The following is a 24729-nucleotide window of genomic DNA, read 5'->3' on the forward strand; positions in this document are numbered from 1 at the left end:
CCACCTCACTGGCTGGTCGAGATATCCCCAAGCGCGGTCCATTCCTTGATCGCGGTATTGAAGGCATCCGTTCCCGTGCCGCCCTTGTCCATCGTCAGCAGCGCGCGGCGGCCGTTGCGGTAGGTGATCGGGATATCGATCCAGTTGCGGGTCGACATCAGGTCGAGATTGGCCTTGCGCGCATCGGGATAATCATTAAGCGCGATCATGTGGAAATCGTCGGTGATCTTGGCCGGAACCGCAATCAGCGCGTCGCCGCGATCTTGCTCCGTGCGCTTCATCGAAATGCGCTGGACGCTGTCGATGCTGCCGCCTTCAAAATTGGGCGGCACCGAGAAGACGATCTCGACAAGATGGCTTGCGGGCAGCGACGGATCGGAGTTGCGCTTGAAGGTGACGAGAGCCGAGAGATTGCGCTCGGGAACGGTGATATTGCCCTGGACTGTCGCCTCCTGCCGGCCACCCTGGCCGGCCTCGTGCTGGACGCTCCAGACGACCGTCCCCTCGATCGCTGTCGGCGAGCTCTGACCGATACGCTCCTCGTAAAGGAACATCTTTTCCGACGAGCCAACCGGGGCGGTCTGCTGCGGCGATGCCGCAGGACCGTTCGGCGTCAGCGTTTCCGGCCGGGCCGCATCGCCTTGCGCGCTGGGAGCCGGCGTATCCGCAGCCGCGACATTCTGCTCGGCCACTGATTTCCCTTCGGCCGTCGGCGTTCCCGGCACGGCCGCCGGGCCGCTGTCGACTTCGGTCCCATCGGAAAGCAGTCGCTGGGTGAATTTGGAATTGGCCGCCGCGCCGTCATTGTTCAATGATGCCACTTGCTGGTTCGGCTGTGCCGGTGCCGGTGCTGGTGCTGGTGCCGCTGGCGTATTCTGCGCTTCAGGCGTAGCTGGCTGGGCTGGCGGCGGCGTGCTCGGCGAAGCTGGCGTTTCGGAGTTCGCCGGCGTCATGGCCGCCTCGTTCTTCGTGGCCTGCGACGGCGCAGAGCTGACAAGCCCGTCGACCATTGCAACCAGCGCCTCTCTGTTCATCCAGCCGGCATAGGCGCCGCCGCCGATCAGGATGAGCGCGAAGATGAGGGTGATTATCGTGCCGATGCCGAAACGCCGCCGCTTCGGTTCCATGCGGAAATTCTTGCCCTGCAGCTTGGCGGCGACAATCTGGTCGATATCCATCGCCGGATTGGCGTCGTCATCGTCAGCGGCGACCGAACCGCGGCGGTCATAACCACGCAGTGCCTTGGCTTCGCGCCATGCCTCGCCCGGCGCGGCGGCGGGGGCAGCCTTGCCATCATGCACTTCAGCAAAGATGTCGACGTCGTCGAAATGCGAGGAAACCGGTGTCTTCTTGTTGCTGCCGGCCTCGATCGGCGGCAGATCGTCGAAGGCGGCCGTCTCCCAGGAGAAACTTTCCTTGGCAGCCGGCATGACGGCCGCCGGTGCAATCTTCTCGAGGCTCGATATCACCTCTTCGAAGGCGCGCGCCGAGGTGTCGGCGGCGACCGGAGCAGTTTCCGAATATTGCCGGAGTTCCTCCTCCGCCCATTCGGTCTCGGCATCCTTCGGCGCCGGAGCCGGTGCTTCGGCAGCCGGCTCTGTCCAGACCGGATCGAAATGCGCAGCCGCATCCGCCTGCAGCGGCGCCTCCTGGCTGTGTTCGACGAATTCCTGCGCGCGATTGAAATCGGCGACCGGCTCGACCAGCCGGTTCGACGCATGCTCTATGCCCCGCGTGACCGGCTGAAACGATTCGATGGGCTCATAGGCCGCCTCGTCCTCCGGTTCGTGGCTTTCAACGGTCGCCGGTTCGGCCGCGACCTCCTCGGCTTCCGCCGGATGCTGGTCGTCGGCGCGTTCTTCGTCGGCTTGCTCGTAGCCATGCCCGGCAGGCGACGGTTCGAAGCCGCCATGTTCAGACACCACCTCTTCGGCAGCGACCTCACGCACCTCGCCGGCATGCCACTCCTCGGCCGGCGCCTCCTCCTCATGGGAGGGGTGCCAGTATGGCTCAGGAGGCGCTTCCGTCTCGGTGGAAACTGGTATTTCAACGAGCGCGGGCTCTGCAGGCTGCGGTTCGGCAGGCTCGACATCCTCGGCCACGACCTCTTCCGCAGCTCCCTGCGGTGCGGCGGGTTCGACGCGATCGGGCTCATCGACGACCTCGGCCGCCGGCGGTTTCGCATCGGCTTGATCGACCGGCTCGTCGACGGCCGGCTGCGGCCCGGGCGCCGGTTCGCTTTCACCGTGTGCCGCGTGTTCCTCGACGGGCTCGGGCGCGGCGATGGCCACAGCCGCCTCATCGACCGACAGCGCCTCTGAGTGTTCCCCCTCCACTTCGCGGATGGCGGCCTCGAGCTTTTCGAGCTGGCGTTGCAGCATGGCTTCCGGCGGACGCGGCTTCATGTTCTCGAGCTGCCGCTGCACTGCGCCGCGAGCACGTTCGTAGACCTTTACCCGCATCTCGGGGGTATTTTCGGCCAGGCCATCGACGGCTCGCCGAATAACTGCAATAAAATCCGCCATCAGTACTTTCTCAAGAAGTCCGGTACTCTCCCGAACCTATCCTCCGCAGTGACCGGTGACCTTAATCCTCAAACGGATCGGTCACAAGTATCGTGTCGTCCCGCTCCGGGCTGGTGGACAGGAGCGCGACAGGCGCCCCGATCAGCTCTTCGACCTGGCGAACATATTTGATCGCCTGCGCCGGAAGATCTGCCCAACTGCGGGCGCCGACGGTCGATTCCTTCCAGCCCTCGAGCGTGATATAGATCGGTTCGACCCTAGCTTGCGCTCCCTGGCTTGCGGGAAGATGATCAATCTGTTCGCCGTCGAGCATATAGCCGACGCAGATCTTCAGTTCCTCGAGGCCGTCGAGCACATCGAGCTTGGTGAGCGCGATGCCGGTGATGCCGTTGGTGGCGACCGACTGGCGAACCAGCGCGGCGTCGAACCAGCCGCAGCGGCGTTTGCGCCCCGTCACGACGCCGAACTCATGACCCTTTTGGCCGAGAAACTCTCCGATCTCATCCTTCAGTTCCGTCGGGAACGGGCCTTCGCCGACACGGGTCGTATAGGCCTTGGTGATGCCGAGGATATAACCCAGTGAACCCGGCCCCATGCCGGAACCGGCCGCCGCCTGACCAGCCACAGTGTTCGAGGAGGTGACGAAAGGATAGGTGCCGTGATCGATATCGAGCAGGCTGCCCTGTGCACCTTCGAAGAGGATGCGGGCACCCCTGCGGCGCTCCTTGTCGAGGAAAAGCCAGACCGTATCGCGGAACGGCAGCACCCGTTCGGCGACCGAGGTCAGTTCGTCCATGATGGTCTGGTGGCTGACTTCGGCGACGCCGAGGCCGCGGCGAAGTGCATTGTGATGCGTGAGGATCCGATCGACTTTGCCGGGGAGGCTGTCGAGATCGGCCAGATCCATCACACGGATCGCGCGGCGGCCGACCTTGTCTTCGTAGGCCGGACCGATGCCGCGGCGCGTCGTTCCGATCTTGGTGCCGCTGTTGGATGCCGCGTCCTCGCGCATCGCGTCCAGCTCGCGGTGCAGCGACAGGATGAGCGTCGCGTTGTCGGCCACGCGCAGATTGTCGGGGGTGATCGTCACACCCTGGCCGGCGAGCTTTTCGATCTCGGCGATCAGCGCGTGCGGATCGACGACGACGCCGTTGCCGATCACCGCCATCTTGCCGGGGCGCACGACGCCGGACGGCAGCAGCGAAAGCTTGTAGCTCGTGCCGTCGATGACGAGCGTATGACCGGCATTGTGGCCGCCCTGATAGCGCACGACGATATCCGCGCGCTCCGAAAGCCAGTCGACAATCTTGCCCTTGCCTTCGTCACCCCATTGCGAACCGACCACGACTACGTTCGTCATCCAACTCTTCCTGTTACCGGCGCGGAACCGCGCACCTGCTCAAACCCGCGCATCTATAAAGCTTTGTTTTTGGGAAAGCGACCCTGTTGTCACAGACGATTGGGCTTTTTACGTGACAAATCAGCAGTCGGCAGGCTATTTCCCCTGGGAAAACGCCGCTTGTTGATCAAAAGACGAGGAACAAACGCTCTTGCAAGCCACGGCCTATATTTGCCTCGTCATCGCCACCCTCTGTTGGGGCGGCAACTCCGTCGCCGGCAAACTCGCGGTCGGCCATATCAGCCCGATGATGCTCACCTTCCTGCGCTGGTTTCTTGCCGTTGCGCTGATCGCCCTGATCTCGGTGCCGCAACTCAAGAAGGACTGGCCGATCGCCAGGAAAAATCTGCCGCTGCTGCTTTGCTACGGGGCGATCGGCTACACCCTCTTCAACGCCATGCTTTACTCGGCGGTGCAGTATACGACGGCGATCAATGTCGCCATCGAGCAGGCCGGCATTCCCATGCTGATCTTCCTGCTCAATTTCGTCTTTTTCCGCACCGGCATTTCGTTGGCGCAATGCTTCGGCTTTGCAATCACGCTGGTGGGCGTGGCGCTGACCGCCGCCCATGGCGACCTCGCCACGCTGCTGCAGCTGCAGCTCAACCGGGGCGACGGGCTGATGCTGATCGCCATCGTCGCCTATTCGCTCTACACGATCTTCCTGCGTTGGAAACCGCGGGTCGACTGGCGAACGCTGATGGCCTTCCCGGCCTTTGCCGCCATGCTGACATCGCTACCGCTCCTCCTCTGGGAGGCAGGCCGGGACGCGGCGCAATGGCCCGATCAGGCCGGCTGGAGCATCACTCTCTACACGGCAATCTTCCCCTCGCTGCTGGCGCAGATTCTCTACATCAAGGGCGTCGAGGCAATCGGCGCCAACCGGGCCGGCCTGTTCATCAATCTCGTGCCGGTATTCGGAACCCTGCTCTCCGTCGCCTTGGTCGGCGAGACGCTGCAGTCCTTCCACATGGTCTCGCTGGCCCTGACGCTCGGCGGCATCGCCATCGCCGAAATAGGCCGTCCGAAAGCGTCGGCTCCAACGGTGCCCGCCTCGCCGGTGGATTAGACGATCTATCCAAGCTCCAGCGTCGTCACGCCGAAGACATGTTTCAGTGGGATCGCCGGGGCCGCCCCGCGATACATCCGCATGGTCTCGAACACCGGCTGAAGACCCATGCCTTCGGCAAGTGCCAGCGCCTCGCGGTTTTCTGCGGGAATATCGATGAAGACCGTTGCGCCTTTCGCCTCCGGAACCAGTTCGGCAAGCAGCGCGGCGGCGCTATCGGCATCATTGGCAAAGAGCGGGCCGATCTTGTAGCCCTCGTAGCAGCGGCGGATCGTGCCGTAGCCGCGGATTTTGTGGCTCTTGCGTACGACAGCAGTGCGCCGTCCCTTGCGGCCGGTGCACCAGGCGGCAAGGAAGGCTTCCCGAGGCTGCGGAAAGATCGCCGAATCATAGCGCAGCAGCCCTTCCAGGCGCGAATCCAGCACCGGATGCGCAACGAGCGCCGAGGCCGGCAGCCCGCTGGCGACGCCGCCATAGCGAATGGTGAGGTAAGCGGGTTCGAAGCCGGCCCTGCGGTAGTTCTGCTGCTGCGCGGCGACGCCGTCGAGACCGATCGTCCGGCCTTCCGCGGTGGCAATCCCCGCTTCCCAGATCGCCTTGCCGTACCCTTTGCCGCGGAAATCGGGGTGGACGATGTAGAGACCGAGAAAGGCAAAGCTGTCGCCATATTTGACGACCGAAATCGAGCCGACGGGGACTTCGCCGATGGCGCCGACGAAGAATCCCGACGGATCCGCTTCGAGGAATGCCAGCGAATCGTCGAGGCCGGGATTCCATCCCTCCTGACGCGCCCATTCGAGCACGAGCTCCAATTCGCCGGGCCGCATCGAACGAACGGCAAATTCCGAATTCATGCGATCTTCCCAGATTGAATGTTCCGCAAGTCCATCCCGCCAACGGCGAAGCAATTGTCAGGTCACCGCTCCCCCGATCGCAGCCGCGAATGATGGAGAAGCCGCACTGATGGTCTTGACGACGCGTATAATCATTTTCGTTGCAATGCAGAAAGCTTCATTTCCGCATTACCATGAAACAATGCCGTTGCAAGCTCAAGAAAATTACTTGACGCTCAATTGTCGTCCAGCCGGTAAACAGCACGCAATTCCACTGACATTAGCCGCCTATCGCTGCCTTGTGTTTTCCGGCCCCGCCCGCCGCCGACGAGAACAGCCGGTCCGTCTCTATTGCCGGCACGGGATAGCCAAACGCATAGCCCTGCAGGCCATCGCAGCCGAGTTGCGCCAGCACCGTGGCATGCGCCTCGGTCTCAATGCCCTCGGCGATCACCTCGACATCGAGCGCCTTGGCAATTTCGACGATCGAACCGACCACGCGCCGCTGCTCATCCGAGCTGACAACCTCGGCAACGAGTTGCCGGTCGATTTTCAGCCGCTTCGGCCGCAGCTTGACGAGACCGATGAGCGAGGCGTGACCCGACCCGAAATCGTCGATTTCGATGTCGATGCCCAGTTGTTTGATATCATCAATATGATCGAGCAGGGTCTCGTCGCTGTCGTCGAGGAAAATCGTCTCGACTAGCTCGAAGACAATTGCGCCGGGCGGAATGTCGAGTTTTTTCAGCTTGCCGAGCAGCGCCGGATCGGCAAGCCGCGACGCCGAAATGTTGACGGCGATGCGCGGAACCGCAAGGCCACGCAACTGCCAGATCTGCCGGTCCTCGAGAACACGTTTCAAGACCGCTGCATCGATCTCCGCCGCAAGCCCGTGTTCGTCGGCAATCTTCAGAAATACGCCGGGGGCGAGCACACCCTTGTCCGGATGTTTCCAGCGCGCCAAAGCTTCGAAACCTATAACCTGACGCGTTGTGGCGCAGAGTTGCACTTGATAATAGGGAATGATCTCGCCGCGCTCCAGCCCGAGCTTCAGCTCTTCGACCAGTCGACGCTTGGCTCGCAGATCCTCCTGCAGTTGCCGCGTGAAGAATTCGATGCGGTTTCGCCCAAGCTGCTTGGCTTGGTAGAGCGCCAGGTCGGATTCGGCCAGCAGGTTGCGCGCCCGCCGATCACCGCTCCACGATACGCCAATCGAAGCCCCGGATTGCAGCATCTCGTGGCCGAAGCGGATCTTTTTCCTCAGCCGCCGCTGAACATCCTCCGTGATCCGTTTCAGCTCGGCGAGATCGGTGAAATTGACCAGCACGACGACGAACTCGTCACCGCCGACGCGGGCGACCATGCCGTTTGCGGGAATGGCGGCGGCGATGCGAAGGGCTGCGGCCTTGAGCACGGCGTCGCCGGCCGCATGGCCGTGGCTGTCGTTGATCTGTTTGAACTGGTCGATATCGAGATGCAGCACGCCAAGCGTCGCGACGCTCCTGTCCGCCGGCAGCTCCGCCAGCCGCTTGTCGAGAAGGCGCCGGTTCGGCAAGCCGGTGAGATAATCGTGATCGGCGACCTGCTCGATACGCGCATTGCTTTCCTCAAGCGCCAGCGCCCTCGCCTCTGCCATCATCTTCTGTCGTGCAAGCTCGGCGTTGAGCTGCACGTCGGCCGTCACATCCCACTCGGCGCCGATGAAGGAGGGCGCCCCCTCCGCATCCACATAAAAATGCGCCCGCGAACGAAGATGCCGGATTTCGCCGCTCGGCAACACGATCCGGAATTGCGAGTCATAGGCGCCGCGCGCGGCGATGGCCTGCTCGAAATCACGTTCAGCCCGTTCGCGATCGTCGGGATGGATCGCATCCGACCAGAACCATGCCGGCACTTGCCGACATGTTTCGCCGGTCGCGTAGAGGCGGTGCATCTGTGCGTCCCACAAGATCCCGTCCTTGGCGATGCTGTGCTCCCAGACACCGATCCGGGATGCGTCGAGAGCGAGTTCGAGCCGGCGCAGAAGATCCTGAAACTCTTGTTCGGATCGTGTGGCTTTATTTTCTGGCAACACGGCCTCAGCCTTAGAAGCTTGCATAATTGCAATATGGTCTTCAGCCGACATTAAGGAAGCCTTGTCTTATAGAACGAACAAATGACGAGGTGAAATCTTCGTTACGGCTTTCCCCTTTTGGATCAACGGACTTGCGATCTGCTGCGGCTTCGGGATCAATGATTATGTCTCAGTGGTTTTTTCGCGATCTGGCGGAATTCCGCCGCCCCTTCCAGAACGGCGCCGTCCGCCAGTTGCGTGACGGAACGACGGTAGATTTGTTGCCACGGCGTCGCATCTGCCGGCACGGGCGGAATGCCCTCGTCTTTGCGCCGCTCGATCTCGGCGCCATCCACCAGCATGTCGCAGCGCCCGTGGTTGAAGTCGATGCGGATCGTGTCGCCGCTACGAAGCCAGGCAAGGCCGCCGCCGGCAGCGCTCTCCGGCGAAGCGTTGAGGATCGAGGGGCTGTCCGCCGTACCCGATTGACGGCCGTCGCCGATCGTCGGCAGGCTGCGGATGCCACGTTTCAGAAGATGGTCCGGCGGTTGCATATTGACGACCTCGGCCGAGCCTGGCCAGCCGAGCGGCCCGGCACCGCGGATCACCAGGATGGTATTCTCGTCGATGCCGAGTGCGGGATCATTGATGCGACGATGATAATCTTCCGACCCGTCGAAGACGACCGCCTTGCCCTCAAAGACGCCTTCTCGCCCCGGCTCCTGGAGATAGCGCTGGCGAAAATCCTCTGACACCACGCTCATCTTCATGATGGCGAAGTCGAAGAGATTGCCCTTGAGAACGAGGAAACCCGCCCGCTCCTTCAGCGGCGCATCGAATGGGCGGATGACCTCGCGGTCGCTCGCCTCCCGGCCATTTAGGTTCTCGGCCATCGTCCTGCCCGTCACCGTGCGACAGTCGCCGTCGAGTTTTCCGGCCTGCAGCAGCTCCCACATGATCGCCGGCGTGCCGCCGGCGCGGTGATAACGCTCGCCGAGAAAGGCGCCGGCCGGTTGGACATTGGCCAGCAGCGGGATATCGAAGCCATGCACCTGCCAGTCATCGGGATAGAGCTCGACGCCGGCATGTTTGGCCATCGCCGCTAGATGCGGCTGGGCATTGGTCGAGCCGCCGATCGCCGAATTGGTACGGATGGCATTGAGGAAAGCCGCGCGTGTCAGGATATCCGACGGCTTCAGGTCCTCGAACACGATCTCGACGGCGCGCCGTCCGGTGCGGTAGGCCATCTGGCCGCGCTCGCGATAAGCAGCCGGAATAGCGCCGCATCCGGTGAGCGACAGACCGAGCGCTTCGGCGAGCGCATTCATCGTCGAAGCAGTGCCCATGGTATTGCAATGGCCGACGGATGGAGCCGAATCGAGGGCCGCCTGCAGGAATTCCTCGCGATCGATCTCGCCTGCTGCATATTTCCGCCGCATCCGCCAGATCACCGTGCCGGAGCCCGCCAGTTCCCCCTCGTGCCAGCCGTCGAGCATCGGCCCGCCGGAGAGCACGATGGCCGGAATATCGACCGTCGACGCCGCCATGATCGCCGAAGGCGTGGTCTTGTCGCAGCCGGTGGTCAGCACCACGCCATCAAGCGGGTAGCCGTAGAGGATCTCGACGAGACCGAGATAGGCGAGATTGCGGTCGAGCGCAGCCGTCGGGCGCTTGCAGTTCTCAAAGATCGGATGTGTCGGAAATTCGATCGGAATGCCGCCGGCATCGCGAATGCCGTCGCGCACCCGCTTGGCGAGTTCGATATGCACCCGATTGCAGGGTGTAAGATCGCTGCCGCTCTGGGCAATCCCGATGATCGGCTTGCCGGAGCGCAATTCTTCCGGCGTGATGCCGTAATTCATGAAACGCTCGAGGTAGAGCGCTGCCATATCGATATGGTCGGGATTGTCGAACCAATCCTGCGAACGTAGGCGGCGTTTCCTAGTGCGGCTGTCCGTCATTACCATCCTCCCGATCGGCCATACTTCTCCTCGAAGTCGAGAAGCGAAGGCTTCAGCCCGTCCCACCATCTCCCGCAAGCGCTCCGGCCTTGCCGGCGTTGCCTATCCAGATGGCAGAGGTAAGGCTCGCGCCGATCCTCCCAGCTGTTATCCGTCTTTGATAGTCCCCTCGTCCATGGTTGCAACCGTTTTGATGCACGTAACGCATTTTTGTCGGATGGCCGAAAAGCGATACGGGCGAGAACCGAAGTTCCCGCCCGATTTACTCGACAAAGGAAGGTTGAATTCCGTTTATTCGGCCGCGAGCCGGATGACCTCGGCCTCTTCCTCCTTGTGCTCGTCCGGCTTGTGCTGGACCAGCGGGCGGTTGCCCGTCATTCGGCGCAGCAGCACGTAGAACACCGGCGTCATGAAGATGCCGAAGAAGGTCACGCCGATCATGCCCGAGAAGACCGCGACACCCATGGCGGCGCGCATTTCCGAGCCGGCGCCGGTGGAGACGACGAGCGGCACGACGCCCATGATGAAGGCCATGGAGGTCATGAGGATCGGCCGAAGACGAAGGCGGCTGGCCTCGACCGCCGCTTCCCGCGGCGTCCTGCCTTCGAACTCCAGTTCGCGGGCGAATTCGACGATGAGGATCGCATTCTTCGCCGAAAGTCCGACAAGCACCACGAGACCGATCTGGGTGAAGATGTTGTTGTCCCCACCGGTGAGCCAGACGCCCGTCAACGCCGCCAGCACACCCATCGGCACGATCATGATGATTGCAAGCGGGAGCGTCAGGCTCTCATACTGGGCGGCCAGCACCAGGAAGACGAGCAGCAGCGCCAGCGGGAAAACGACCACGCTCGAATTGCCGGCGAGGATCTGCTGGTAGGTCAGATCCGTCCACTCGAAGTCGATGCCCGAGGGCAGGGTCTCGCGAAGGATCTTCTCGATTGCCGCTTGCGCCTGGCCGGACGAGAAGCCCGGCGCCGGACCGCCGTTGATATCGGCGGCGAGGAAGCCGTTGTAACGGTTGGCGCGCTCCGGACCGGTGCTCGGTTCGACCTTCAACAGGGCCGAAAGCGGGATCATCTCGCCCGATGCCGAACGGACCTTCAACTGGCCGATATCTTCCGGCTGGGCGCGGAATTTGGCATCGGCCTGCACACGGACGCTGTAGGTGCGGCCGAAGGCGTTGAAGTCGTTCACATAGAGGGAACCGAGATAGATCTGCAGCGTCTGGAAGACATCGGTGACGGAAACTCCGAGCTGCTCGGCCTTCGCACGGTCCAGATCGGCATAGAGCTGCGGCACGTTGATCTGGAAGCTGGAGAACAGCCCGGCAAGTTCAGGCGTCTGATAGGCCTTGGCAAGCACGGCCTTGGTCGCCTCGTCGAGCGCCTGGTTGCCGAGACCGGCGCGATCCTCGATCTGCAGCTTGAAACCGCCCGTCGTGCCGAGACCGTTGACCGGCGGCGGCGGGAACATGGCGATGAAGGCGTCCTGGATGGCGCCGAATTTCTGGTTCAGCGCCATGGCGATGGCGCCGCCCGAGAGATCCGGCGTCTTGCGCTCCTCGAAGTCCTTCAGCGTCACGAAGACAATGCCCGCGTTCGAGGAATTGGTGAAGCCGTTGATCGACAGGCCCGGGAAGGCGATGGCATTGGCAACGCCCGGCTGGGCGAGCGCAATATCGGTCATCCGTTTGATGACGTCTTCTGTACGGTCGAGGCTTGCGGCATCCGGCAGCTGGGCAAAGCCGATCAGATACTGCTTGTCCTGCGAGGGCACGAAGCCACCCGGAACGGTGGTGAACATGCTGTAGGTCGCGCCGACCAGCGCCAGGTAGACCACCATGACGATGCTCTTGCGCGACACCAGGCCGCCGACGCCCTTGCCATAGGCATTCGAGCCGGCGCCGAAGACACGGTTGAAGCCGCGGAAGAACCAGCCGAAGATGGCATCCATGAACCGCGTCAGCCAGTCCTTCGGCGCGTGGTGACCCTTCAGGAGAAGGGCAGCGAGCGCTGGGGACAGGGTGAGCGAGTTGAAGGCCGAGATGACGGTCGAGATCGCGATCGTCAGCGCGAACTGGCGATAGAACTGACCGGACAGGCCGGAGATGAAGGCGAGCGGCACGAAGACCGCGACGAGAACCAGGGCGATCGCGACGATCGGACCGGAGACCTCCTTCATCGCCTTGTAGGTCGCCGCCCGCGGCGACAGGCCGTGCTCGATATTGCGCTCGACATTTTCGACCACGACGATCGCGTCGTCGACGACGATACCGATCGCCAACACCAGTCCGAACAGGCTGAGCGCGTTGATCGAGAAGCCGAAGACATACATGACCGCAAAGGTGCCGATGATCGAGACCGGAACCGCGATCAGCGGAATGATCGACGCGCGCCATGTCTGCAGGAACAGGATGACGACGAGGACAACGAGCGCGATGGCTTCGAGCAGGGTATCGATGACCTTCTCGATCGAGGCGCGCACGAACTTCGTCGTATCGTAGACGATCTCGTATTTGACGCCCTCGGGCATGGCGAGCTGCAGCTGGTCCATGGTCGCGCGCACATTGTCGGCGATCTCGATGGCGTTCGAACCGGGCGCCTGAAGAACGGCGACGGCAACGGCCGGCTTGCCGTCGAGCAGCGAGCGCAGCGTATAGTCGGCCGCCCCGAGCTCGATGCGGGCGACATCGCGAAGGCGGGTGATCTCGCCGCTGGCGCCCGTCTTCACGATGATGTTGCCGAACTCTTCGGGCGTGCGCAGGCGCCCTTGCGCATTCACGTTGAGCTGCAGATCGACGCCCGGCTGGCTGGGCGACGCGCCGATGATGCCGGCGGCGGCCTGGACGTTCTGCGAACTGATGGCATTGCTGATATCGCTGGCGGCGAGATCGTGCTCGGCCGCCTTCTGCGGATCGATCCAGACGCGCATCGAATAGTCGCCGGCGCCGAAAACCTGCACCTGGCCAACGCCCGGAATGCGGGCGAGCCGATCCTTGACGTTGAGGGTCGCGTAGTTGCGCAGATAAGTGATGTCGTGACTATCGCCGTCCGAGACGAGATTGACGACCATGATGAAGTCGGGCGAGCTTTTGACCGTCGTAATGCCCAGTGCGCGCACTTCCGCCGGCAGGCGCGGTTCGGCCTGGCTGACGCGGTTCTGCACGAGCTGCTGCGCCTTGTCGGGATCAGTGCCGAGCTTGAAGGTGACGGTGACGTTGAGCACGCCGTCCGACGTCGCCTGGCTCGACATGTAGAGCATGCCCTCGACGCCGTTGATCTGCTCTTCGAGCGGTGTCGCCACCGTTTCGGCGATGACGCTCGGGTTGGCGCCGGGATAGGTGGCGCGCACGACAACCGATGGCGGCACGACTTCAGGATATTCGGAAATCGGCAGCGCCCTGAGGCCGATCAGGCCGGCAACAACAATGAGGACCGAAAGAACGCCGGCAAAAACCGGGCGGTCGACAAAGAATCTGGAGATGTTCATATCAAAGCCCTCTCCGGGGTGAACATGGATGCAAAATCCCTGTCCGGCAGCTTGGGAGCCACCGGCAGGTCATATCATTTCGGGCATAGACCCTCCCCGGGCGAGGCATCGCTTGCCCCGGGGAGGGCGCAGTCTTACTGAGCGGTCGCGACCTTCTCTTCCATCTGCGGGATGACGACGGCGCCCGGACGGATACGCTGCAGACCGTTGACGACGATCTTCTCGCCGGCATTCAGGCCGCTTTCGACCACCCGCTGACCGTCTGACAGCGTGCCGAGCTGTACCTGCCGGTAGGCCACCTTGTTCTCGCCGTCGACGACGAAGACGAACTTCTTGTCCTGGTCGGTGCCGACGGCACGGTCACTGATGACGATCTTGTTCTCGGCCTTCGGCTGGCCCATGCGCACCCGCACGAACTGCCCGGGGATCAGACGCCCGCCCGGATTGTCGAAGACGGCGCGCACGCCGATCGTGCCGCTTGATGCGTCGACCTCATTGTCGATCAGTTGCAGCTTGCCCTTGATCGGTGTGCCGCTGTCGGCCAGCGTGCCGACCTCGACCGGGATCTGTTCGACCGGCGGCAGAGCGCTGTCGGTCTGCGGCAGCTGGGCAAGGGCGCGCGTCACCATCTCTTCGCTGGCATTGAAGCTCGCATAGATCGGATCGACCGAAACGAGCGTCGTCAGCGCCGGCGAAGCCGAGCCGGCCGCAACCAGATTGCCAGCGGTCACCTCGATCTTGCCGATACGGCCGGACACCGGCGCCCGCACCTCGGTATAGTCGAGATCGAGCTGGGCCGACTGCAATGCCGCCTGCGCCGAACGCAATCCTGCCTGCGCCTCGGCCAGCGCGCTTTGGCGCTGATCGAGATCGCTCTGGGAGATGGTGCGGTTGTCGGAAAGCCTGCGGCCGCGATCGAGTTCGGTCTGCGCCAGGCTGACCTTGGCTTCGGCCGAAGCGACCTGGCCCTGCGCCTGCGCCACGCTCGCCTGATAGGGAGCGGGATCGATGGTGAAGAGCAGATCGCCCTGCTTGACCAGCGCCCCTTCGCGGAACGCCACAGACAGGATAGCACCGGCGACGCGGGAGCGAACCTGGACGCGGTCGACGGCTTCGAGGCGGCCGGAGAAACTCTCCCAGGCCGTCACGTCGCGCGCCGCGACGACGGCAACTGTCACCGGCACGGCGGGAGGCTGCGCCGGCGCGGACGCGGCCGTGGCGGTCGTGCTCATCGGCAATTCGAAAAACAATGCAGCGCCGGAAACCGACGCAATAAGGCCTATGCCGGCGCCCACCAGGGCCCAGCGCTTGCTTCTGGACGTCATCAGTACTCTCCTTGCGGCCTCAAGCCGCCGAAATATCAGATCTTCTTCAATGCAATTGCGGTTGGACGCTCACGTCCTGAAGGAAACTTCCGAAATGGCGGCTGACGTGTTCCTGCCAATCGGGCGTTTCCCCGGATTTCCCACCATAAATCGAGGGCCAGCCCGTCCCGGCGGGAAGGACATGCTGGCGCACACCGACACCTGCCTTTTTCAGGCGGGCGCCGTAACCAATTGTTTCGTCGTGCAGAGGATCGTCCTCGGCGGTAAAGATCAGCGCCGGGGCGACGCCTGAAAGACGCGAACAGAGGCAAGGTGCTGCGTAAGGGTGGCAGCCGCCACCGCTTAAGTAGTGACTCCAGCCTTCTGTCCAGCGCTGGCGCATGCCGATGGCTTCCGCCTTGCGGATCGAAGAGGTGCCCATGAAGGGATCGAGCAGCGGCGAGATCAGCACCTGACCGTCGAGCGCGTCGGGCAGCTGGTCACGCGCCTTCAGCGCCACTCCGGCAGCGACGTTGCCGCCTGCCTCCTCACCGGCAACGAACAGCAGCGACTTGCGGTCACCAAGACCGGCTGCGCGCTTGTTGGCGAGATAGGTGAAAACGGAAAAGGAAACTTCCAGCACTTTCGGAAACAGATTGCCGGACAGACTGCTGTAATCGACGGCGGCGACGATGGCGCCAGCCTTGGCGAGGCTGATCGCCACCGGCCGATCGACATTTGTCTCCTGATCTTGAAACGCGCCGCCATGCAGATAAAGCACGATCGGCGGCCCCTTGCCGTAATCGGCGCCCTGGTAGATGCGTGCGGAAACGGGGCCGATTGCCACCTTGTCCAGCATCATATCTTTCCATTCCACCGTCATGGCTGCGGCCTCTGTGCGCGTTGCGACAAACAGACAACGCCTGTCGCTTGCATTTTGTCTAAAAAAGATATTGTTATTCAGAAGAGGGAATAAGGAGCGATATCGCGATTACACTGTTCCGATTCTCGAATAATGGTGCAACGCAAACTGCGGACTTGAAACCGATGGATCAGCTTTCGGCAATGCGTGTCTTCATCCGCGTGGTGGAGACGGGCAATTTCACCCGCGCCGCCGACATGCTCGCCATGCCCAAGGCGACGGTGACCAATCTTATCCAGGGCCTGGAGGCGCATCTGCGCACCAAGCTTCTGAACCGTACCACGCGCCGGGTGATGGTGACCACGGATGGCGCGCTTTATTACGAACGCGCCGCCCAGCTTATCTCCGAACTGGAGGAACTCGACGGCAGCCTGTCCAATTCGCAGAGCCTGCCGAGCGGGCGGCTGCGCGTCGAGATGAGCGGCGCCTTTGCTGACGCGATCGTCGTCCCGGCGCTGTGCGACTTTTATCAGCGTTATCCCGATATCCGTCTGGACCTCGGCGTCAGCGACCGCACGGTTGATTATCTGGTCGAAAATGTCGATTGCGCGCTGCGGGCCGGCACGCCCGCCGACCAGTCGCTGATCGCCCGGCGCGTTTCGGAAATGGAACTCGTCACCTGTGCTTCGCCGAGCTACATCCAGAAATTCGGCATGCCCGAACGCCCTGAGGATCTGGAGGCCGCACACTACTCGGTCAATTATTTCCGCGCTCAGAACAACCGCACGCTACCCTTCGAATTCCGCAGGGACAACGAGACGATCGAGACCAACCCGCGCTACATCGCCTCCGTCAACGACAGCCGCACCTATCTGACCGCGGCACTGACGGGGCTCGGCGTCGCGCAGGTGCCGACCTTCATGGCGCGCGAACCGATGCGGCGGGGCGAACTCGTCCGCGTGCTGCCGGAATGGCGCCGCGATCCCATCCCGCTCTATGTCGTCTATCCGCCGAACCGCCACCTCAGCAACAAGGTCCGCGTCTTCGTCGACTGGCTCGTGAAGCTTCTGGTCGAGGCCAGGCTGAACGACTATTGACCGGCAAAACAGATACGGCCCGGAAGGAGGGGAACCTTCGACGGGCCGCAATATTTGAACATCGGGCCTGTCGCGCCGCAGAACGACGCGGCAGGCTCTGGAGGTTCGGAAGAGAGCGTCAGGGAACTCCACTCTCTCGCGATAAAGCAGTTATAAGCACTCTCCATAAGATTGTAAGAGGGAAAACCCACAAGCACTGTTCACATAATCGCGATGACGTCGCCGTCGTCAGACCATACCGCCATTGGCGCGCAGCGTTTGGCCATTGACCCAGCCGCCGTCCGGGCCGGCGAGGAAGGCGACCGCCGACGCGATGTCCTCGGGCGTGCCGAGGCGCTCCAGCGGGTTCATCTTCGCCATGCGGGCGACGAGTTCCTCCGATTTGCCGTTGAGGAAAAGATCGGTGGCGACAGGACCGGGCGCAATCGCATTGACAGTGATGTTGCGGCCGCGCATTTCCTTGGCCATGATCGCCGTCAGCGTTTCGACGGCCGCCTTGGTCGCGGCGTAGACGCCATAGGTCTCAAGCTTCAGCCCGACGATCGAGGTCGAGAAGTTGATGACCCGGCCGCCGTCGCGCAAACGCCTGGCGGCCTCCCTCAGCGTGTTGAAGGTGCCCTTGAGGTTGACGCGGATCTGGCGGTCGAAGGTTTCGTCGTCGGCCTCGGCGAGCGAGGAGAGCATCATGATACCGGCATTGTTGACGAGCACGTCGACGCCGCCGAAGGCGGCTTCCGCGGCATCGAACATGCGGCGCACGGCGTCCGCATCGCTGACATCGGCTTTCGCGGTCAGCGCCTCGCCACCGGCCTGCTCGATCTCCCGGGCGAGGTCCTCGGCCGGCGCGGCATTGCCGGAATAGTTGATGACGACGGTAAAACCGTCTCTTGCGAGGCGCTTGGCAACCGCCGCGCCGATACCGCGGGAAGCGCCGGTAACCAGTGCGACCTTGCTGCTTTGGTTGGAAGTCATTGTTCTTCTCCTTCATCTGCGCCGCAGCGCGTTTTCGATGGAAAGAAGATGCGCCTTTTGTTGGAGCGGATAATCGTGCATTCTTCGGCATCATTATCCGGGAAGAGCGAACAAACAGATGGACCGGTTCGATGCCATGCGTGTGTTCTGCCGCGTCATCGAGCGTCGCAGTTTCACCCTCGCCGCCGAAGATACCGGCCTGCCGCGCTCGACCGTCACCGATGCGGTCAAGCAGCTCGAGGCCCGCCTCGGCGTACGCCTGCTCCAGCGCACCACGCGCCATGTCAGCCCGACGCTCGACGGCGAGGCCTATTACCAGCGCTGCCTGTCGATCCTCGCCGACATCGAGGATGCCGAAGGGGCTTTTGCCGGAGTCAGACCGAAGGGGCTGCTGCGCGTCGATGTGCATGGCACGCTCGCGCGTCACTTCGTGCTGCCGAGCCTGCCGTCCTTTCTCGATGCCTATCCGGAGATCGAATTTCATATGAGCGAAGGCGATCGGCTGGTCGATCTGGTGCGCGAAGGCATCGACTGCGTGGTGCGCGTCGGTACGCCTGGGGATAGCGACATGGTCGCCCGCCGTCTCGCCATGCTCGACGAGATCACCCTCGCCTCCCCCGCCTACATCGCCGCCCACGGCCTGCCGCAGCATCCGGACCGGCTGACCGGCCACCGCATGGTCGGCTTCCGCTCCAGCAGCACAGGGACTCTGCTGCCGCTCGAATTCATCGTCGACGGCGCGGTGCGCAATATCACCCTTCCCGCGGCCGTCGCCGTCAACGCCGCCGAAAGCTATATTTCCGCAGCAAGGATGGGCCTCGGCCTGATCCAGATCCCGCGTTATCACGCGGAAAACGATCTCGCCGAGGGAAGGCTGGTTCACGTGCTCGAGAATTTCCCCCTGACCCCGACGCCGGTATCCCTGCTCTATCCCCGCAACCGCCAGCTTTCACCGCGCGTGCGCGTCTTCATCGACTGGCTGGTGAAGGTCTTCGCTCGACAAAATCCGGAAAGCGGGCATCATTAAAACGCGCCTTGCTAATGTAAGCGCGTTTGGGGGGAAGGCTATGGCACTCAGCGACATCACTGTCTACCAGACGGAAGACGGCTTCGTCGTCGAATTCGGCGGCGACGGCGAAAACAGCATTGCCGTAACGCTGCGCAGCACGCCCGAATTGACCTCGGAAAATGCGGTCTCCCGCGCCAGAGCCCTGCTTGCGACAGCGATCGAACCCGCCCATGGCGACGGCGCGCGCAGCAAGGATCCCGCCCTGCTTGAAGAAGAACTGGAAGAGGGCCTGGAAGATTCCTTCCCGGCTAGCGATCCGGTGTCGGTGACGGTCTCCTCGATCCCGATGCGCGATCCGAATGCCGGTCACTGATGCCCGCCCCTCCACTGCGAGCGGTTTTGGGATGACGGCAGCCACGTCGAATGTTATCTGCGTCGGCCATGACCGATGGTGGAACGAAAGCCGGCGCGATCGGCGCCGATGCGCTCGCCGGCGAAAGCCTCAAGGCGTTTTTCGAGCGCGACGCGATCACTGTTGCCCGCGCTCTGCTCGGCTGCCACCTAACCGTCAATGGCGCCGGCGGCCGTATCACCGAGACGGAAGCCTATTTCCCCGATGACGAGGCTTCGCACAGCTTCCGTGGGCCGACCAAGCGCAACGGCGCCATGTTCGGCCGGCCCGGTACTGTCTATATCTACCGCATTTACGGTATGTACTGGTGCTTGAACTTCGTTTGCCATCCGGGATCGGCCGTGCTGATCCGGGCGCTCGAGCCGGAGACCGAAATCCCTTTGATGATGGAGCGGCGCGGCACCGATGCGCTGACGGCGCTCTGCAGCGGCCCCGGTAAACTCTGCCAGGCGCTCGGCATCGACATCGAGATCAACGACAGGCTGCTCGACCGCCCGCCCTATGCGCTGACGCCCTCCGCGCCGGTTCCGATCGTTTCGGGAAAGCGAATCGGCATCACCAAAAATGCCGAGGTGCCATGGCGCTTCGGCATCCAGGGATCGCGTTATCTCAGCAAGCCGTTTCGCTGAGCAATTACCGGTAACCCTTTGCAGCGGTTTTCGAGAGCCTATTCCATCACCGCGCTATGATCGACGGCGGGCGCCGCCTTTGGCTTGCGCAGCAGCAACACAAGCGGAACGACCGCGAGCGACATCAGCATCAACAGCTTGAAATCGTCCATATAGGCGATGATCGTCGATTGCAGCGTGATGATCTCGTTGAGTGAGGCACGCCCGGCTGCCGTCAGCGGGCTGAGCCCCTGCGCCGCCACCGCGTTGAAGGCGTGGTTGAACGGCGTTACATAGGCTGCGATCGATTCGTGATTGCTCTGCGTGTTCTCGACGATCAGCGCCGAGACGATCGAGATGCCCACGGAAGAACCGATGTTGCGCGACAGATTGTAGAGGCCGGTGCCGTCGCCGCGCATATGGGCGGGCAGCGTGGCGAAGGCGATCGTCGTTAGCGGCACGAACAGGAAGCCGAGTCCGGCACCCTGGATGAAACCGACGGAGACGATCGTCCACTGTGAGACGTCAGGCGTCCAGCCGGTCATGTCATACATCGCCCAGGCGGTGAGGCCGAGCCCCAGCACCAGCAGCCAGCGCGTATCGATCTTGCCGATTAGCCGCCCGACGATGAACATGCAGAGCATGGTGCCGAGCCCGCGCGGCCCCATGACGATGCCGGCGGTGATCACGGGATAGCCCATCAGTGTCTGCAGATAGGGCGTCATCAGTGCCAGCGAGGCGAGATAGGTGATGCCGATCACAAAGATGAAGATCATGCTGATTGTGAAGTTCTGATCCAGGAACAGCTTCGGATTGACGAAGGATTTCTCCGCCGTCAGTGTGTGCACCAGAAGCAGATAGAAGGCAGCGGCGCAGATGATCGATTCAAGCACGATCTCGCCGGAGGAGAACCAGTCGAGCTGCTCGCCGCGGTCGAGGAAAAGTTGCAGTGAGGCGATGAACAGGCTCATCATCCCGAAGCCGAACCAGTCGAGCTTGGCGAGCGCATCTCTCTTCGTTTCCGAAACGAAGACGACGATGCCGGCAAAGGCGAGCGCGCCGATCGGCACGTTGATGTAGAACACCCAGCGCCAGCTGATATTGTCGGTCAGCCAGCCGCCGATAACAGGCCCGAGAACCGGCCCGACCATGACCGAGACGCCAAAGAGGGCCATGGCCGAGCCGCGCTCCTCGACCGTATAAATATCGAGGAGAATGCCCTGGGAAAGTGGCACCAGCGATGCGCCGAACAGCCCCTGCAACAGGCGGAAGGCGACGATCTGGTTCAGCGACTGCGCCAGGCCGCAAAGTACGGAAGCGCCGACGAAACCGGCAATCGCGACAAGCAGCACGCGCTTGCGGCCGAACTTGGCCGCGAGGAAGCCCGAGGGCGGCGTCATGATCGCTGCTGCGACGATGTATGAGGTCAGCACCCAGTTGATCTGGTCGGCGGAGGCCGACACGCTCCCCTGGATATAGGGCAGCGCCACATTGGCGATTGTTGTGTCCAACGCTTGCATGATGACCGCGAGGACGACGCAGGCGGTGATCGCGCCACGATTGGCGACCGGGCTCGTCGAGGATGCGGAGGCGTTACTCATGATCCTTGCCCTGAGTCCGCCCCAGAAGCTTGTTGACGAAGTCAGGCAGGCCACGGGCGTGGCCGGTATCGACATCGACCACCGTGCTCATGCCGACGCGAAGCGGCGGCTTGCCTTGCACATCCTCGATGGTGACCCGCATCGGTATGCGTTGGACGACCTTCACCCAGTTGCCGGTGGTGTTCTGCGCCGGCAGCAGCGCGAAGCTGGAGCCGGAAGCCGGGCTGATGCTCTCGACCTTGCCCTTCCACGTCACCCCGGGATAGGTGTCGACGTAGATCTCGGCCATCTGCCCTGATTTGACGTAGGTGAGCTCGGTTTCCTTCGGGCTGGCGGCGATCCACAGGTGATCCGTGGCGACAAGCGAGAAGGCCTGCTGCGAGGCCTGCAGATAGGAGCCCACCTGCAGCGCGTTGACATTGGTGACGATGCCGTCGAATGGCGCCTTGACGACGCTGTGGTCGAGCTCGCGCTGGGCGTTGTCGACATTCGATTTGGCCTGCAGGTAAAGCGGGTTCTCCTCGATCGGCTGGTCGGCCGAGCCGCCGAGCTGAGCAAGCGTCGTTGCGGCTTCCGCCTTGGCAACGGTCACCTTCTGCCGGGCAGCCTCCAGATTGTGTTTGGCCTCGTCATAGGCCGACTGCGTGGCGCTGCCGTTGTTGACGAGGCTCTGCTGCCGGTCGAACTGATCCTGATAATAGGGCAGATCGGCCTGTGCTTGGGTGATCTCGGCGAGCGACTGCTGGTAGCTGGCTTTGAGATTCATGATCTGGTTGCGTTGCACGCCGAGCTGCGCCTTGGCCCCATCGAGCGCGATCTTGAAGGAATCTGCCCTCAAGCTGAAGAGCACCTGCCCCGCCTTGACAGCTTCATTCTCATGCACATTGATCTGATCGACGATGCCCGAGACATCGGTGGTGACCCCGACCATATCGGCCTGGATATAGGCGTTGTCGGTCGACATCACCTGGCCGCCATTGACGTAATAGTAACCGCCGACGCCGAGCGCCACCGGCAGCAGGGCGAAGAGGACCGGGCGCGTAAGACTGCGCCGGCGGCGGACCTTGTTGCCGCCAGGCGCAGCCACGGCGGCAGCCGGCGCTGAATTGGATGAAGGCGCTTCGGCTACCGTTTTCTGCTGTTTGACCTTGTTTTCTTCGGATGTCTTGGCATTGGCGTCGGCAACGACGCGGAGGGTGGGTTGATCAGCCATCGTTCATCTCATTTTGTTCAACTGGTGTCCGGCAAGCCTGCACCAGGTTCGTCTTCATTGCGGACAGGATCTGGTAGAGCTGCTCGCGCTGCTCCGCCGAAACGCCTTCTAGTGCCTCCCCGCGGGTCACATCGCCGAGCTCGCGCATTTCGGCGAGCAACGGATGCGCCTCCTCGCGCATGTACAGCAGCCAGATGCGCCGGTCGGTCGGGTGCTGCCGGCGCTCGATCAGCCCGCGCTCGGCAAGCTTGTCGAGGATGCGCACCAGCGTGATCGGCTCGATTTCGAGGATTTCGGCCAGGCCGCTCTGATGGATACCCTCATTGTTCGAGAGGTAGGCAAGCGTCTGCCATTGCGACCGCGTCAGTCCAAGGCACTTCGCGCGCTGCTCGAACCGCTTGCGCAGCAGCCGTGCGACGTCGTGGAGAAGGAAACCGAGTGTGGGCGTGGCGTTCATGAAAACCTATGCCGGCTATTTATAAGCATACTTATGATGTGGGTAGATATATTGAGCATGTGCAGCGCACAAGAGCGGGAAAGGTAAATTCCGCAATCGCGGCCAAAATGCCGCAGCCCGCGTTGGAGCCTGAACCCTCTTGCGGTCCGTCACGCACCGGACAGTGGCCATGGCACGCCTCAGCCCTAATTTCGCGGAAGGATTGCCTCTACAGGAGGTGCACAGGAGAGCTCGAATGGCGTTCTTCGAAAGCATGTTGACGCTGCTGCTGGTGGCGATCGTCTTCCTGCAATTCTCCAGGAAATTCCGCATCCCCTATCCGACCATGCTGGCGATCGCCGGCATCATCGTCGCCGCTGTTCCCTGGGCTCCCAATGTCGCAATCGATCCGCAACTCGCCTTGGCGCTGTTGATCGCGCCCGTGCTTTTTGACGCCGCCTATGATCTGCCGCCGCGGACATTAAAGCGCAACTGGCTGCCGCTCGTCTCGCTCGCCGGCATCGCCGTAATCCTGACGGCCGCAGCCGTCGCCGCCGTCGGCGTGACGATCGCCGGCCTGCCGCTTGCCGCAGCCATAGCACTTGGCGCTATCGTCGCGCCGCCGGACGCGGCCGCCGCGACCGCCATGCTCGACCGCTTCGACCTACCGCGCCAGACCTATGTGATCCTGAAAGGCGAGAGCTTGCTGAACGATGCCGTGGCGCTGTTGATTTTCAGCGCCGCCGTTGCCGCCGTCGCAAATCCCGCCTTCTTCACCGGCGTCCTGGCCGAACTCACGCTGGCGGTACCGGGCGGCATTATCCTCGGCTATCTCCTCGGCCGTCTCTACATGGTCGTCGGCCTGAAGCTCGCCGGCACGCTCGGCGGCACCCTGCTCGAATTCGTCGCCACCTTCGGCACATGGGTCATCGCCGAACGGCTGCATCTATCGGCCATCCTGGCGATTGTCGCCTATGCGATGGTGATTGCCCGCTACATGCCCGAGCGCCAGACGGCCCGCCACCGCATTCATTCCTATTCTGTCTGGGAAGCCGCCGTCTTCCTGCTCAACGTGCTCGCCTTCCTGCTGATGGGTCTGCAGGTCCGCCAGATCGTTCTCGATCTCGAACCGGGCCGCCTGAATTTCGCAATCATCCTGGCCACCGCGGTCTTCGTCACCGTCATCGCCGTCCGCCTGGCCTGGGTGCTCCTCTACAACCGCGTGGTCACCGTCCTGGCTGCACGCGGCTCTACGAGACAGGCCGCCCCCTCTTTCGCCACAAGTCTCATTGCCGGCTGGTGCGGCATGCGCGGTCTCGTCACATTGGCGACGGCGCTCGCCTTGCCGATCGACTTCCCCGATCGCGACATCATCCTGCTTAGCGCGCTTGCCGTCGTCCTCGGCACCCTCGTCGTCCAGGGGCTGACGCTCGGGCCGCTGATCCGCTTCCTGAATTTCGATCCGGATACGTCGCTGGACCGCGACCTCACCCGAACACGCATCGCACTGATCGATGCGGCGCTCGCCGAGCTTCACGGCCTGGACAAATCCACTCGCATCTTGCGCGACGTCTATACCTCCGAGCGCGAGATCGCCGCGGACGGCAAACACCCGCGCGAAGTCAGCAAGCTTGATAAGCAGCGCCGCCGCGTCATCGTTGCGAAACGCCGCAAACTGGCCGCGATGCGCCGCAGCGACGAGATCGACGACGATGTCTTCCACATTCTCGAGCAGGAGCTCGACTGGGCCGAGCTTGCCGTTCTGCCGCCCGGTCGCGACGAGATCGTCGAGAGTTGACAGGGTCTCGTGAAGTCTTCGTGGTTGCGAGAAAGGGGATAATTGGCGTTTGCTATTTTTCGCCGCTGCCGTTTATATCCAGTTC

18 protein-coding genes are annotated in these 24729 nt (G+C 62.7%); 6 read left to right on the plus strand and 12 right to left on the minus strand.

Going from position 1 to position 24729, the window contains the following annotated elements:
* Nucleotides 1–5: 5 nt before the first annotated feature.
* Both AMC88_RS17280 and AMC88_RS17285 read right to left on the minus strand, forming a co-directional pair.
* A complete protein-coding gene (locus AMC88_RS17280) occupies nucleotides 6–2525 on the minus strand; it encodes a hypothetical protein (protein ID WP_064825551.1) in 2520 nt (839 codons plus the stop codon).
* Nucleotides 2526–2586: 61 nt separating this feature from the next.
* Entirely contained in the window at nucleotides 2587–3885 is a 1299-nt protein-coding gene (locus tag AMC88_RS17285) for an adenylosuccinate synthase (protein ID WP_012484998.1), read from the minus strand.
* Between the two features lie 190 nt (nucleotides 3886–4075).
* Here AMC88_RS17285 and AMC88_RS17290 point away from each other — a divergent pair, with 190 nt between their 5' ends.
* Complete coding sequence (locus AMC88_RS17290; RefSeq protein WP_064825552.1) at nucleotides 4076–4993, plus strand: DMT family transporter; 918 nt, start codon at nucleotides 4076–4078, stop codon at nucleotides 4991–4993.
* Nucleotides 4994–4998: 5 nt separating this feature from the next.
* On the opposite strand, the gene AMC88_RS17295 is transcribed toward AMC88_RS17290, so the two are convergent.
* The 6 genes from AMC88_RS17295 to AMC88_RS17320 form a co-directional block, all read right to left on the minus strand.
* Entirely contained in the window at nucleotides 4999–5847 is an 849-nt protein-coding gene (locus AMC88_RS17295) for a GNAT family N-acetyltransferase (RefSeq protein ID WP_064825553.1), read from the minus strand.
* Nucleotides 5848–6106: 259 nt separating this feature from the next.
* On the minus strand, nucleotides 6107–7924 hold the full coding sequence (locus AMC88_RS17300) for a putative bifunctional diguanylate cyclase/phosphodiesterase (protein ID WP_064825554.1): 1818 nt from the start codon (nucleotides 7922–7924) through the stop codon (nucleotides 6107–6109).
* 131 nt (nucleotides 7925–8055) lie between these two features.
* The gene (locus tag AMC88_RS17305; protein WP_064825555.1) at nucleotides 8056–9840 is read right to left on the minus strand and encodes an IlvD/Edd family dehydratase; all 1785 of its coding nucleotides are present in this window, start codon (nucleotides 9838–9840) and stop codon (nucleotides 8056–8058) included.
* A 291-nt stretch (nucleotides 9841–10131) separates the two neighbouring features.
* On the minus strand, nucleotides 10132–13332 hold the full coding sequence (locus AMC88_RS17310) for an efflux RND transporter permease subunit (RefSeq protein ID WP_064825556.1): 3201 nt from the start codon (nucleotides 13330–13332) through the stop codon (nucleotides 10132–10134).
* Nucleotides 13333–13466: 134 nt separating this feature from the next.
* Nucleotides 13467–14657: an efflux RND transporter periplasmic adaptor subunit gene (locus tag AMC88_RS17315; protein ID WP_004675748.1), complete on the minus strand. Its 1191-nt coding sequence runs from the start codon at nucleotides 14655–14657 to the stop codon at nucleotides 13467–13469.
* Nucleotides 14658–14703: 46 nt separating this feature from the next.
* On the minus strand, nucleotides 14704–15519 hold the full coding sequence (locus AMC88_RS17320) for an alpha/beta hydrolase fold domain-containing protein (protein ID WP_037141037.1): 816 nt from the start codon (nucleotides 15517–15519) through the stop codon (nucleotides 14704–14706).
* 164 nt (nucleotides 15520–15683) lie between these two features.
* On the opposite strand from AMC88_RS17320, the gene AMC88_RS17325 reads away from it, so the two are divergent.
* Nucleotides 15684–16595: a LysR family transcriptional regulator gene (locus AMC88_RS17325; RefSeq protein ID WP_037141039.1), complete on the plus strand. Its 912-nt coding sequence runs from the start codon at nucleotides 15684–15686 to the stop codon at nucleotides 16593–16595.
* Nucleotides 16596–16823: 228 nt separating this feature from the next.
* Here the strand turns inward: AMC88_RS17325 and AMC88_RS17330 are convergent, their stop codons facing one another.
* On the minus strand, nucleotides 16824–17567 hold the full coding sequence (locus tag AMC88_RS17330; RefSeq protein WP_012485005.1) for an SDR family oxidoreductase: 744 nt from the start codon (nucleotides 17565–17567) through the stop codon (nucleotides 16824–16826).
* A gap of 118 nt (nucleotides 17568–17685) precedes the next feature.
* On the opposite strand from AMC88_RS17330, the gene AMC88_RS17335 reads away from it, so the two are divergent.
* Genes AMC88_RS17335 through AMC88_RS17345 form a run of 3 tightly spaced genes read left to right on the plus strand, consistent with a single transcriptional unit; the run spans nucleotide 17686 to nucleotide 19617 of the window.
* Nucleotides 17686–18594, plus strand: coding sequence for a LysR family transcriptional regulator (locus AMC88_RS17335; protein ID WP_064822620.1), 909 nt, complete (start codon nucleotides 17686–17688; stop codon nucleotides 18592–18594).
* Nucleotides 18595–18634: 40 nt separating this feature from the next.
* Nucleotides 18635–18949 (plus strand): hypothetical protein, encoded by a 315-nt coding sequence (locus AMC88_RS17340; protein ID WP_064822621.1) that lies wholly within the window; start codon nucleotides 18635–18637, stop codon nucleotides 18947–18949.
* Nucleotides 18950–18999: 50 nt separating this feature from the next.
* The gene (locus tag AMC88_RS17345) at nucleotides 19000–19617 is read left to right on the plus strand and encodes a DNA-3-methyladenine glycosylase (protein WP_081277737.1); all 618 of its coding nucleotides are present in this window, start codon (nucleotides 19000–19002) and stop codon (nucleotides 19615–19617) included.
* Between the two features lie 38 nt (nucleotides 19618–19655).
* Here AMC88_RS17345 and AMC88_RS17350 read toward each other — a convergent pair whose 3' ends face one another.
* The 3 genes from AMC88_RS17350 to AMC88_RS17360 are packed head-to-tail and all read right to left on the minus strand — an operon-like array spanning nucleotide 19656 to nucleotide 22867.
* The gene (locus AMC88_RS17350; RefSeq protein WP_064825557.1) at nucleotides 19656–21197 is read right to left on the minus strand and encodes a DHA2 family efflux MFS transporter permease subunit; all 1542 of its coding nucleotides are present in this window, start codon (nucleotides 21195–21197) and stop codon (nucleotides 19656–19658) included.
* Nucleotides 21190–22410: an HlyD family secretion protein gene (locus AMC88_RS17355; protein ID WP_064825558.1), complete on the minus strand. Its 1221-nt coding sequence runs from the start codon at nucleotides 22408–22410 to the stop codon at nucleotides 21190–21192. Before AMC88_RS17355 ends, AMC88_RS17350 begins: the two co-directional genes overlap by 8 nt.
* Nucleotides 22403–22867 (minus strand): MarR family winged helix-turn-helix transcriptional regulator, encoded by a 465-nt coding sequence (locus AMC88_RS17360; RefSeq protein WP_064822625.1) that lies wholly within the window; start codon nucleotides 22865–22867, stop codon nucleotides 22403–22405. Before AMC88_RS17360 ends, AMC88_RS17355 begins: the two co-directional genes overlap by 8 nt.
* Nucleotides 22868–23102: 235 nt before the next feature.
* Between AMC88_RS17360 and AMC88_RS17365 the strand changes: the two genes are divergently transcribed.
* Entirely contained in the window at nucleotides 23103–24644 is a 1542-nt protein-coding gene (locus AMC88_RS17365; RefSeq protein ID WP_064825559.1) for a cation:proton antiporter, read from the plus strand.
* The last annotated feature ends 85 nt before the right edge of the window (nucleotides 24645–24729 follow it).

The sequence above is a fragment of the Rhizobium phaseoli genome (assembly GCF_001664385.1).
In the GTDB taxonomy this organism is placed as follows: domain Bacteria; phylum Pseudomonadota; class Alphaproteobacteria; order Rhizobiales; family Rhizobiaceae; genus Rhizobium; species Rhizobium phaseoli.